The sequence below is a fragment of the Niveispirillum sp. GW835-FHT14G11 genome, assembly GCF_058793615.1.
On the sequence record NZ_JBXAFZ010000001.1, the window covers coordinates 679,332 to 691,147 of the forward strand.

General features: G+C 63.5%; 9 protein-coding genes. 5 read left to right on the plus strand and 4 right to left on the minus strand.

What is annotated here, in order from left to right; translation table 11 throughout:
- Nucleotides 1-5 precede the first annotated feature (5 nt).
- The 3 genes from AC1Q7F_RS03305 (at nt 6) to AC1Q7F_RS03315 (ending at nt 4,082) form a co-directional block, all read left to right on the plus strand.
- Entirely contained in the window at nt 6-974 is a 969-nt protein-coding gene (locus AC1Q7F_RS03305) for a WD40/YVTN/BNR-like repeat-containing protein (RefSeq protein ID WP_492503762.1), read from the plus strand.
- A 49-nt stretch (nt 975-1,023) separates the two neighbouring features.
- Nucleotides 1,024-3,396 carry an efflux RND transporter permease subunit gene (locus AC1Q7F_RS03310; protein ID WP_492503764.1) on the plus strand — a complete coding sequence of 791 codons (2,373 nt, stop codon included), beginning with the start codon at nt 1,024-1,026 and terminating at the stop codon, nt 3,394-3,396.
- A 425-nt stretch (nt 3,397-3,821) separates the two neighbouring features.
- Nucleotides 3,822-4,082 carry a hypothetical protein gene (locus AC1Q7F_RS03315; RefSeq protein WP_492503766.1) on the plus strand — a complete coding sequence of 87 codons (261 nt, stop codon included), beginning with the start codon at nt 3,822-3,824 and terminating at the stop codon, nt 4,080-4,082.
- 63 nt (nt 4,083-4,145) lie between these two features.
- Here the strand turns inward: AC1Q7F_RS03315 and AC1Q7F_RS03320 are convergent, their stop codons facing one another.
- The 3 genes from AC1Q7F_RS03320 to ychF all read right to left on the minus strand — a co-directional run bounded on the left by AC1Q7F_RS03320 (nt 4,146) and on the right by ychF (nt 9,029).
- Nucleotides 4,146-6,020, minus strand: a complete 1,875-nt coding sequence (locus AC1Q7F_RS03320; protein ID WP_492503768.1) for an autotransporter domain-containing protein — start codon at nt 6,018-6,020, stop codon at nt 4,146-4,148.
- Between the two features lie 255 nt (nt 6,021-6,275).
- Complete coding sequence (locus AC1Q7F_RS03325; protein ID WP_492503770.1) at nt 6,276-7,547, minus strand: hypothetical protein; 1,272 nt, start codon at nt 7,545-7,547, stop codon at nt 6,276-6,278.
- 384 nt (nt 7,548-7,931) lie between these two features.
- Complete coding sequence (gene ychF / locus AC1Q7F_RS03330) at nt 7,932-9,029, minus strand: redox-regulated ATPase YchF (RefSeq protein WP_492503772.1); 1,098 nt, start codon at nt 9,027-9,029, stop codon at nt 7,932-7,934.
- Nucleotides 9,030-9,309: 280 nt separating this feature from the next.
- On the opposite strand from ychF, the gene AC1Q7F_RS03335 reads away from it, so the two are divergent.
- Together AC1Q7F_RS03335 and AC1Q7F_RS03340 are read left to right on the plus strand one after the other, a co-directional pair.
- Nucleotides 9,310-9,732 carry an RT0821/Lpp0805 family surface protein gene (locus AC1Q7F_RS03335; RefSeq protein ID WP_492503774.1) on the plus strand — a complete coding sequence of 141 codons (423 nt, stop codon included), beginning with the start codon at nt 9,310-9,312 and terminating at the stop codon, nt 9,730-9,732.
- A 27-nt stretch (nt 9,733-9,759) separates the two neighbouring features.
- Nucleotides 9,760-11,034, plus strand: a complete 1,275-nt coding sequence (locus AC1Q7F_RS03340) for a serine hydrolase domain-containing protein (protein WP_492503776.1) — start codon at nt 9,760-9,762, stop codon at nt 11,032-11,034.
- Nucleotides 11,035-11,177: 143 nt separating this feature from the next.
- Here AC1Q7F_RS03340 and AC1Q7F_RS03345 read toward each other — a convergent pair whose 3' ends face one another.
- Nucleotides 11,178-11,492: a hypothetical protein gene (locus tag AC1Q7F_RS03345; protein WP_492503778.1), complete on the minus strand. Its 315-nt coding sequence runs from the start codon at nt 11,490-11,492 to the stop codon at nt 11,178-11,180.
- Between the last annotated feature and the right edge of the window lie 324 nt (nt 11,493-11,816).

Sequence of the window (11,816 nt, forward strand, 5' to 3'; positions counted from 1 at the left end):
ATCCGATGCTCCGTTCCTCTTCCGCCCTCCGCCCTCTGGCCGCCAGCCTTTGTCTGCTGGCGCTCGGGTCCTTGCCAGTGGCAGCGCAGGAGGCGGCAGCCCCTGCGCTGCGTCCGGCGGTGATCGCGCCCCTGGCCAGCCATTCCCTGATCCTGGGCGCGGCGCGCGCCGGTGAACGGCTGGTGGCTGTGGGCGAGCGGGGGCATATCCTGCTATCCGACGATAATGGCAAGTCCTGGCGCCAGGTGCCGGTACCGGCCAATGTGGCGCTGACCGGCGTCCATTTCGCCGACGCCAAGCGCGGCTGGGCCGTGGGACATGACGCGGTGATCCTGCGGAGTGAGGATGGCGGTGAGAGCTGGAAGGTCCAGCATGCCGATCCAGACCTGGAACAGCCGCTGATGGATGTGCTGTTCAGTGCCGATGGTCAGCATGGCATCGCGGTCGGCGCCTATGGCCTGTATCTGGAGACCGCCGATGGCGGTGCGACCTGGGCCAGCCGGCAGATCAGCGAGAATGATTTCCATTTCAACGCCATCCTCGCCCCCACACCGGAAACCCGTCTGATCGCGGGTGAGGCGGGAACCCTGCTGTTCAGCGCCGATGCCGGCGCCAACTGGACGCCGCTGGAAAGCCCCTACCAGGGCTCCTTCTTCGACGCGCTGGCGCTGGCTCCGCAAAGCTTCCTGGCCTATGGGCTGCAGGGCAATATCCTGCGCAGCGATGATGGCGGCAAGAGCTGGACTGAAATCGACAGCGGCACCAAGGCCGGACTGATGGGCGGAGCCGCCTTGGCCGATGGTTCCGTGATCCTGGTGGGCGCCCAGGGCTCCGTGCTGACCAGCGGCGATGGCGGCCGCACCTTCAGCATGATCCGCCGCGCCGACCGTGTTGCACTTGCCGATGCCATCCAGGCGCCCGACGGTACCGTCATCCTGCTGGGTGAGAGCGGACCCATCGCCGCCCGGCCCTGACGCCCACGCCGCTCTGCCCCGATCCCTTGTTACCCAAGGCGAACAGACCATGTCCCAGTCCCCCTCCTTCCTGTCACGTCTCGAACATTGGACCTTCCGCAACCGGGTGCTGATCCTGGTGGTGTTCGCGATCCTGACCGCCTTCATGGGTTGGCAGGGGTCGAAGCTGCGTGTCGTTGCCGGGTTTGAAAAGACCCTGCCGCTTGAACATCCCTATATGCAGACCTTCACCAAGCATATGAAGGAGTTCGGCGGCGCCAACCGCGTCCTGGTGGCCTTGTCGGTGAAGGAAGGCGACATCTATACGCCGGAATTCATGACGCGGCTGAAGCAGGTGACGGATGAAGTGTTCTTCGTCCCCGGCGTGGACCGCGCCAGCGTCACCAGCATCTTCACGCCGAATGTCCGCTTCATCGATATCGTGGAGGACGGGTTTGCCGGGGGCAATGTCATCCCGGCGGAGTTCCAGCCCAATGAGCAATGGCTGCCCATCGTCCGCGAGAATGTCCTGAAATCCGGTCAGGTGGGGCGCCTGGTGGCGGAGGATTTCACGGCAGCACTGGTCAGCGTGCAACTGGTGGAGAAGGACCCGCGCACGGGCGAAAAGCTGGACTATATGGCCGTGGCCAGTCAGTTGGAGAGCATCCGCGCCAAGTTTGAGGATGACAAGATCCAGGTCCATGTCATTGGCTTCGCCAAGGCCATGGGCGACATCGCCGACGGTGCGAAGAGCGTGGTGACCTTCTTCGCCATTGCCTTCGTCATCACGGCCATCCTGGTCTATGGCTATGGCAAAAGCTGGATGATGACCTTCGCGATGCTGGGCATCTCGCTCTGCACCGTGATCTGGCAGTTCGGCCTGTTGGTGTTGCTGGGCTATGGCATCGACCCGCTGTCGATCCTGGTGCCGTTCCTGGTGTTCGCCATCGCCATTTCGCACGGTGTGCAGAATGTCGGCACCATCACGCAGGAGATGGGCAAGGGCGCGGACGCCTTCACGGCGGCCCGCATCAGCTTTGAACGGCTGCTGGTGCCCGGTGCCTCGGCCCTGGTCACCGATGCCCTGGCCTTCGTCACTATCGCCATCATCCAGATCCAGATGATCCAGGAACTGGCTGTCTCGGCGTCGATCGGCATGCTGATCATCATCATCACCCATCTGTGGGTGCTGCCGGTGGTGCTGTCCTTCCTGCCGCTGGGGACCAGGTACCAGGCCCGCGTGTCCGGCCAGGTGGACCGGTTCGACCGCGTCTGGGGCTGGTTCGCCGTGTTTGCGCGGCCCAAGGGGGCGATCATCATGGTGCTGATCGGGCTGGGCGTGTTCGGCATCTCGCTGTGGGAGCAGCGCAAGATGACGGTGGGTGATACGGAGGCCGGCGTGCCCGAACTCTGGCCCGACAGCCGTTACAACCGCGACGCCCAGCTGATCGTCGACCGGTTCGCCATCGGTGTGGATATCATCCAGGTCATCGTGGAGACCAAGGCCGACGGCTGTATCGAATATGATATCATCAAGCAGGTGGATGATTTCACCTGGGCTATCTCCAATGTTGATGGCGTGCAATCGACCATGTCCATGGCCACCGCCATGCGTACTGTCAATGCCGGCTGGAACGAGGGCAACCTGAACTGGCGCGTGCTGCCGCGCAATTCCCAGGTCCTGGTCCGCACCGTGACCCCGATCGAGACCTCGACGGGCCTGCTGAACTCAAACTGCTCCGTCATGCCGGTGATGATCTTCACCAAGGATCACAAGGCGGAGACGATCCAGCGCATCGTTGATGCCGTGGAGCAGTATAAGAAGGACAATCCGTCCGATACGGTCAGCTTCAACCTGGCCACGGGCAATGTCGGGGTGATGGCGGCCACCAATCAGGCGGTGATGACGGCGGAAAAGCCGATGCTGCTGCTGGTCTATGCCACGGTCGTGCTGTTCTGCGTCATCACCTTCCGCTCCGTCGTGGGGTCGCTGGCCACGGTGCTGCCGCTGATTGTTGTGTCGATCCTGTGCAACGCAATGATGACCTGGCTGGGTATCGGGCTGAAAATCTCCACCCTGCCGGCGGCCGCCCTGGGTGTGGGCATCGGCGTGGATTACGGTCTCTATATCTTCAATCGGCTCCAGTCCTATCTGAAGCATGGGTTGAACTTCGCGGAAGCCTATTACCGCACGCTTCAGGAAACGGGCAGTTCGGTGCTGTTCACGGGCCTGACCCTGGCCGTGGCCACCTTCACCTGGATCTTCTCCGACCTGAAGTTCCAGGCCGACATGGGCGTGCTGCTGACCTTCATCTTCCTGGCCAACATGATCGGTGCGGTCGTGCTGCTGCCGGCGGTGGCGGCCCTGCTCTACAAGGTCTTCCCCAAGCTGTATGAGGCGGAAGTGCGCCGGGCGTCCAAGCGGACCTTTGCGGTGCATTGATCAGGGTGATTTGAGTGCAGGAGGGCCGCGACGGGTGACCGTCGCGGCCCCTTTTATTTTGTACCGTTTAGCCGAGCGGTCGGCCCAAATCCGGAGTGTTGGGAATGGATGTAAAGCCGCTCGCCGAAATCATATGCGTTCTAAACCGCGTCAACACGCGGGGATACAAGTTCGATTCCGATACGGAATGGACATCGGCAATTACGAAGAGCCTGTTCGCTTTGGGGCGACACAAGAAATACACGGTGGCCCGTCCTGGGAAATGGGGCTGACTTTACGATCTCACTTGGCTGGACTACAAGGACTGGAATACACGGCTTCTGCACCGCATCCCGCTTGCTGTTGAAAGTGAATGGTATCCCGACGTCATCAGCCTGCGAGTTGACTTCAACAAGCTACTTTTCGGTCAGGCTGAATTGTCGGTGATGATTTTCAGTGATTGGGTCACTGCCAAGTCACACGCCCGCGGTAAGAATTGGGATTTCAACCATCAGATCGGGATTTTTCGCGCGTCAATGAAGACTGCGAAAGTCCGTGATGGTGCGGGATTTTTATTCGCTTGTTATGAATATAATTTGACGGGGAAGGTCAGAGGAGGTTTCCGCTATGCCTACGCGGAGAGCGCCGATGAGTTTAAGATTTGGAACGGTAGTGACTGGGAGGATCTGCATTTCCCTGGATGCTGAATAGAAAATAGGCCGCGACGGTTGCCCGCCGCGGCCTATTCTTTACTTGCCATGCCCGGAAGATCAGAACCCGATCTTCAGATGTGCGGTCAGGGCATGATCGGTGCGGTCGCCGCCGGCGAAATGGCCATTATAGCCGACCGCCACCGCAACATTCTCCGCCGTCTCATGCACCAGACCGGCACCCAGAGCCAGACGGCCGCGCTTGCCCGCACCCGGATCGGTCACGGCCAGTTCGCCATTGGCGAAACGGCCGGTGATGGCGCGGCTGTCGCCCTGGAACTCGTACTCATAGGCTATGCGGACCTGCGGCACGAAGCTGGTGCCCACACCGCTGATCTGGCCGCCGACGCTGCCCAACAGACTTTCGGCGTCGAAATCGTCCCAGGTCAGGGCCAGCGGACCCGCCCCTTCGTCCATGAAGCCTTCGACCTTGCTCTTGGCATAGCGCAGGCCGATCACCGGACCCATGGCGAAGGAACCGGCGACCGGTGTGAAGCCGACCGTCGTGCCCAGCGCATAGGTGTTGCCCTTGTAATCGCCATGGGCATTGGCGAAGGGGTTGAAGCGGGTGGCGCGGTCCGACTTGTAGTCATCGAAGCTGTAGGACAAGGTGGTGTCCATCCAGAAATCATCGGCTGCCGCCGTGATATAGGCGGTCAGGTTATAGGCGGTGGCGTCCAGCTTGGCATAGGCATCGTCGGTATCGACATTCAGGTTGCCATAGCTGAAGGCCACGCCGGCGACCACATGCTGATCGACCTGATAGTCGACGCCCAGGCCGGCATTGAAGCCGTCATATTCATAGCCGAACTGGCCGCGCACCGCGTCCCGGTCGCCATCGACATAGGAGCCGAAGACGAACATGCCGAACCGGTCATCCTGACCGGCCTGGGCGCCGATGACATTGACGGAGCCCTGGCCGGTGCGGGCACCGGCCATACGGGCCGACACGCCCTCGTTCGCCAGATCCAGCAGGCGCTGGGCGGCGTCGGTGCTGATGGCCAGGGCCGCCGGCGCCTCATAGGTGGCGGACAATGTGCCATAGGCATACTGAGCGATCATCTGGTGGGCGGCAGCGGTGGGGTGCAGCGCGTCGAAGAACACGGAGCCGGCGGCACCCGCCGCCGTGGCGCAGACACCCGTGGCCACCAGCGACCCGCCCGGCCCGATCGGGGCATAGCAGGGCGTGGTGACATTGGTGAACCCGTAGGAGGAGGGGGAGGCGACCAGACCCTGGAACAGGGTCTGCACATCCACCACCGTCACGCTCGCCCCCTGGGCGCGCAGCGCGTTGGCCGAGGCCTTGATGGCCTGGGTATGCAGGTCCGACACGGTGTTGGCGCTGGCCTTGTCGGCGGCCGACAAACCGCTGGTCAGCGGGATGGAGCCCAGCGGCGGCAGGTTGAACAGCACGAACTGGCGGGCACCGGCGCTGTACAGGCGGCTGGCCTGGGTGGTGATGGCGCCCGTGGTGGCGGCGATGGCAGTCTGCGCGGCGGCCGTCGGGTTGGCCTGCGGTGTGGTCAGCACGGCGATATAGTCGTTGCCGCCGATCCAGATACCCACGGCGCGGCTGGCCGGGATGGCGGTGCCACCGGCCAGATAGGCGTCAACCTGCGCCGTCAGGTCGATGGCGGTGGTGCGGGTGGCGCGGGCCCCGCCAAAGGCGCGGCTGCTGGTGGTGATGCCGGTCAGCGTGCCCAGATTCTCCAGCCATACCGGGCCGTTGGAGAAGCGGCCATCGACGTAAGGCGCGCCGGGTCGGCTGGCCGGGCTCAGGTTCTTCAGATTGTCAGTATCGCTCAGGCTGTCGCCGAACACGACCAGCGAGGAGATGTCCAGACCCTGGGCCTTGGCGGCCGGGGCGTCCATGGCGATGGCGGATAGGGACAGCAGCGCGGCAAGCGCGGTGCCGCCCAGAAGACGGTTGCTCATCAATATGTTCCTCCCATGGTCGGGCTTGTATGCGATGCCCGATTCAGCACGGTCATGACCCTAGCCAATGCCGACGGACCACGGAAGGGGGTGACGTTACGTAAGGGGCCGCCGCTTATGCATTATTCCAGCGATTGCGGCCTTGATGACACAACCATGTCAGTTGACGCCGCTGGTGGGTATCCTGATCGGCAACAAAACGGGCGACCCGATGGGCCGCCCGTCAAGGATTTGCCTCACAAGTTTCCGGCGGCCTTACAGGATGGAAGGGCCGTCGAAATAATTGCCCACACCCTTCAGCGTGAATGGGTCGAAGCTGCCCAGTTCCACCAGCTCCTGACTGGCGGAGCTGAAATAGGACACGGGCGCGATCGACCCGGGCGTGTAGGGCGCGAAGTCACCCACCGCCGCGACAATGATGTCCTCGATCCCGTCGCCGTCGATATCCTGGGTACCGACGAAGTCCCAACCGAAATCCAGCTTGAAGACGGTCTGGAAATAATCGATGCCGGCCATATAGCTGGTGGCGATGTCGAAGGGCGGATGGATCCAGACGCTGAATTCGCGCGTGGACGCGTCGAAGAACAGTATTTCGTCCACGCCGTCACCGCCCGCGAAATTGCCCAGCCCGGCCACCGACACGGTGCCGTCGCTGGTGATGCCGCTGACGAAATAGGCGTCGGACAGGTCGTTCTTCACATAGAGTGCGCCCGTGCTTTTATCCTTGAACAGCACATCCACGCCACCGCGCGCATCCAGGTTGCCCAGGGCCACGAACTCGTTGTTGCGGTCCTGATTGTCCCAGATCACATAGACATTGCCCGTGTCGGTATCCAGGCCATAGATCTGCTTGGCCGGCTCGGCGAAGCGGCCATTGTCGGGGTGTGGTTCACCCACGGCGATGCCTTGGCTGTTGACACCGGGCACCAGGACCTCACCGGCGGTGTTCATGATCACGCCGCGCAGCTCGACCGTGATGTTGGACAGGTCCAGCGTGCCCCAGGGGGTGGTCAGGGCCGTGGGCTGCATGATCGGCATCGAGATCGGCTCGACCTCCGCCGGGGCGCCCGACGGCGGCGGCGCCTCCAGCCCGTCACCGCAGTAGGGGAGGAGGTAGGAATAGGTAGGGATGCGGAATTCGCCTTCCGGGTTCGGATCGACGATCACATTCGGCGTGTCGCTGTACAGCAGGTACGAGGTGAAGATCACGTCGTTGCGGCCGTCGCCATTGGCGTCGGCGATGCCGGCCAGTTCCGTCACGCGCTCCACCCCGAACATGCGGGGCGTGGGCAGTGGCAGTTCCAGCTTATGCTCGACCGGCGTCCCGCCGCCCGGCTGACCATCGAACCAGGCGAAGCTGCCATCGTCACGGCCGACCACAATATCGTCCACACCGTCGGACGACAGGCTGCCGGCCAGGACGGTGTTGACGCCATTTGTGTCGATCCCCGGCAGGGGGATCGACATGCCGGTCAGCGACCGCAGGGTCAGACCGGACTTGTCGAAGGTGAGAATCTGCGAACTCATCGCACGCATGCCTCTTCTTATGACGGTCAGGTTCCGCCAAGGGGGAACCGCTCGCCGTCTGAATTGCCAGCCCCGGTAAGCAATGGATAAACCCGCCCCGAGCAGGGGTCAATAAGTTGCTTAATTCGGAATGTTGAAATACGACATCACTGTACAGGGGGGTGTGGTACCCCGTTGGAATTGCTCAAAATCTATGATTAATGCCGCAGCCTGCCGGAACCCTGTGCGATGGATTGCACGCGACGGCGGGCGCGACTCGCGGAAAAGGACGCATCATCTCAATTGTTTCAATCGTTTCCGCTTTGCAAAGAAAAAGGCCCCGCCGGGTTGGCGGGGCCTTTGAACCGTGGCGCGTCGGGCCGGTGACTGCCGGTCCGCCAAGACTCACACGTTGAAGCGGAAATGGAAGATATCGCCGTCCTGGACCAGGTATTCCTTGCCTTCCATGCGCATCTTGCCGGCTTCCTTGCACCCGACCTCACCGCCCAGCGTCACATAGCTGGTGTAATCGACGGTTTCGGCCTTGATGAAGCCGCGTTCGAAATCGGTATGGATGACGCCGGCGGCTTCCGGCGCCTTGGCCCCCTTGCGCACGGTCCAGGCGCGGGCTTCCTTGGGCCCGACAGTGAAGAAGGTCAGCAGGCCCAGCAGGCTGTAGCCGGCACGGATCAGGCGGTTCAGGCCCGGTTCCTCCAGCCCCAGCGACGACAGATATTCCAGCTTGTCCTCGTCGGGCAGCTGCGACAGTTCGGCCTCGATGGCGGCGGAGATGACGACGCTGGCGGCACCCTGGCGGGCGGCCATGTCGGCCACCTTGGCGGACAGGGCGTTGCCGCTGCCGGCCGACGCCTCTTCCACGTTGCAGACATAGAGCACGGGCTTGCCGGTCAGCAGCGCCATCTGCTTGAACATGTCGCGTTCTTCATTGGCGACCTCGACCGAGCGGGCGGGCCTGCCCTCGCGCAAGGCCACCAGCACGCGCTCCATCAGCTCGGCCAGGGCCTTGGCATCCTTGTCGCCGGCCTTGCCCTTCTTCTGCAGGGGCGGCAGGCGCTTTTCCAGGCTGTCCATGTCGGCCAGCATCAGCTCCGTCTCCACCGTCTCCGCATCGCGGACGGGCTCGATCGAGCCTTCGACATGGGTGATGTCGCCATCCTCGAAGCAGCGCAGGACATGGACGATGGCATCGACCTCGCGGATATTGGCCAGGAACTGGTTGCCCAGGCCCTCACCCTTCGAGGCACCCCGCACCAGACCGGCAATGTCCACGAATTCAAGCTGCGTGGGCACGGTCTTCTGCGACTTGGCGATCTCCACCAGCTTTTCCAGGCGCGGATCGGGTACGCCGACGCGACCGACATTCGGCTCGATCGTGCAGAAGGGATAGTTCGCGGCCTCGGCCGCCGCCGTGCTGGTCAGCGCGTTGAACAGGGTGGACTTGCCGACATTGGGCAGGCCGACGATACCGCAGTTGAATCCCATGGGACGATGCTTTGCCGAAAAAGGTTCAAGGATTGGTCCCGGTTATGGGCGATTTGAGGCCGGAATGCAAATGACGGGGGTGCAGGGCATCCCCGTCATTTGGCCGGCGAGCGTTTGCATCACGACCCCAACTTGTCACCGCGTTTGCCTGTCACCGCCACGCTGCCGCCAAGATTGACCCGCCAAATCGGGTTGGGAAGGGGTTCGTCCTTGCCTTGGCCCCCGGCGGTTTGGCACTAGAGAGCCACCGATCAAGGGTCGAAGCGGCTTGGGATAGAGAATGATGAAGCGCAGCCTGGGTTTGATGTGTCTGATGCTGGTCGTGGCCGGCTGCCAGACGAAACCGCCGCCGGCCCCGCCCCCGGTGGCGGAGGCACCGCCCCCCCCGCCCCCGCCCAAGCCGCGCATCATCACCATGGAGGACAGCGATCTGGCCGGCTTCCAGGGCGCGTTGCGCGAAATGGGGACCAAGGGGATCGATGTTCCCGTGGGCTGGGCCAACCCCATCACCGGCAAGCGCGGGGCCGTGAAGGTCCTGCGCGACGGCTATGACGGCCAGAACCGTCCCTGCCGTGAATTCCATTCCGTCGTCATCCTGGAGGAGATGTACCAGCATGCGACCGGCTTCCTCTGCCGTCAGCCCGACGGTGCGTGGGAGGTGGTGCAGGCCAGGGACTATCCCCTCTACCGCCACGGTTCCTGACGGGCCGTTTCATCCGGGGAAGTGTTCATGCGTCGTCCGATCGTCATTGCCACCACCGCCGGCCTGCTGCTGGCAACCGCCCTGGGGGCCACCTGGTGGCTGGGCCGTGACGGCGGCGAGGGTGCGCGCAATGATCCGGCCGGCATCTTGATCCCCGTGAAGCCGGAAGGCCCGGTGCTGGTGGACAAGCCGCTGGTTTCCGGCCCCGGCACGGTGCTGCCCATGGCCGACCCGGACCAGGGCGTATTGTCTGAAAAGGGGCTGAAGGAGATCGACGCCTTCTTCAGCGCGACCAACAGCCGGGCACTGCTGGTCTGGCACGCGGGTGCCCTGCAGCTGGAACGTTATGCGCCCGACGTTCAGGCCGGTGACATGCTGGATGGTTCCGGGCTGGTGCCCGCCCTGGTGGCCCTGCTGACGGGGCAGGCGCTGCGGGACGGCGCGCTGCCGGGGCTGGAGACGGGGATTGCCAGGTGGCTGCCGGAATGGGCCGGTGATGATCGCGGCCGCATCACCGTGCGCCAGTTGCTGGCCGGCACCTCCGGGATCACGGTGCCCGCCGCGCCCCCGGCCGGCGAAGCCATCGCCTGGACCCTGTCGGCCAAGCTGGATTTCGAACCGGGAAGCCGCTTCGCCCCCAATGATTTCGAGGCCCAGGTGCTGGCCCTGGTCCTGTCGCGCGCTGCGGGCGTGCCGGCGGCGGACCTGCTGTCCGACAAGCTGTGGCGGCCGATGGGGGCGCGTCCGGGGCAGGTATCGGCCGGCGGCAATGACGGGGCGGCCTATCTTCATTGCTGTGTCCGGGCCACGGCGCGCGACTGGCTGCGGCCGGGCCTGCTGCTGCTGGAAGGTGGCATGGCGGGGGCGACCCAACTGGTGCCCACCCCCTGGCTGGACCAGATGGAGCGGCCCAACGGCCTTGTCCGCCATGATGGCTGGCGCGTGCGCCTGGGCTGGCCGTTCGAGGCCAAGAACGGCAATGGCGCCAGAAAGCCCTTCACCGATGGTGACACGATCTTCCTGTCCGGGACGGATGGCGCCCGGCTCTACGTTTCCAAGGGACGTGATCTGGTGGTCCTGCGCTTAGGCCCGCCCATGGCGGATTGGGACGAATCGGCCCTATCCAACCTGGTGTCGCGGTCGCTGACCATCCCCCCGGCGGCATTCCGGTCCCAGAACGGCATGAAGGTGGGCCGGGCGCGCGACCTGAATGGCCAGATCGAAATGCCGCCCATTACCAAGCCGCCGCCCGTGCCGAAGGTCACGGTGGAGCCGCTGGGCCCGCCGCCGGGCGGTCAGTGACAACCCGGCTGGGAACAGGCGATCAAGCGCCATGCCAACGGTCATTCCCCATGACCGTTGGAGGCTGGCAACCGCCAGCCCGCGACCACGTGGTCGCGTGAGCCAAGCCGCCGGATGGCGGCGCCCGGCGCCTGAGGGCGCACTTACTTAGATTTAAAGGCCCGCAACTGTTTATTGAACTCGGCGGCCAGCTTCTCCATGCGGGTGGAAGCGTCGTTGTATTTCTTGGTCCAGTCACCACCCGCACGGCCCTTGCCCTCGAATTCCAGGCAGGACAGATATTCCTGGGTTTCGGCTACATAGGCCTTCACCGCCTGCTGGGCGGCGATCATGTCGGCTTCTGCCGCGGTCGCCCCTTCGGGCAGGGTGGGCGCATCCTTCAATGTGCATTCCGCATGGGCGGCACCGACAAACCCGAACGCCGCCACGGCAAGCACGGCCGCAACCATTTTCTTCATCGTAAAAGCCCCTTGTTCATCGCCACTTATCGTTTACGCACTTCGACTTCATTGGCTTTTTGTCGGCGGGCGATGGGGTCCCGCCGGCGCCCCTCCCTACAGGGCTTAGGTGACCGATCTTATCGGTAATTTCTTAATAGATGTTTGCGGCCGGGCCGCTTCCTCTGAATCCGCCGCCCATGCGGCAGATACGCCTACATTTTCGTTACAAGCTCGGTTATACCTATGCGAAAGTATGCTGGGTCGGCAAGGGTCATTCCCGTCAACCCGGTAACGGAGTGGGTTTTAATAAAAATGTCCCAATTAACTACTCATTCCATTGCG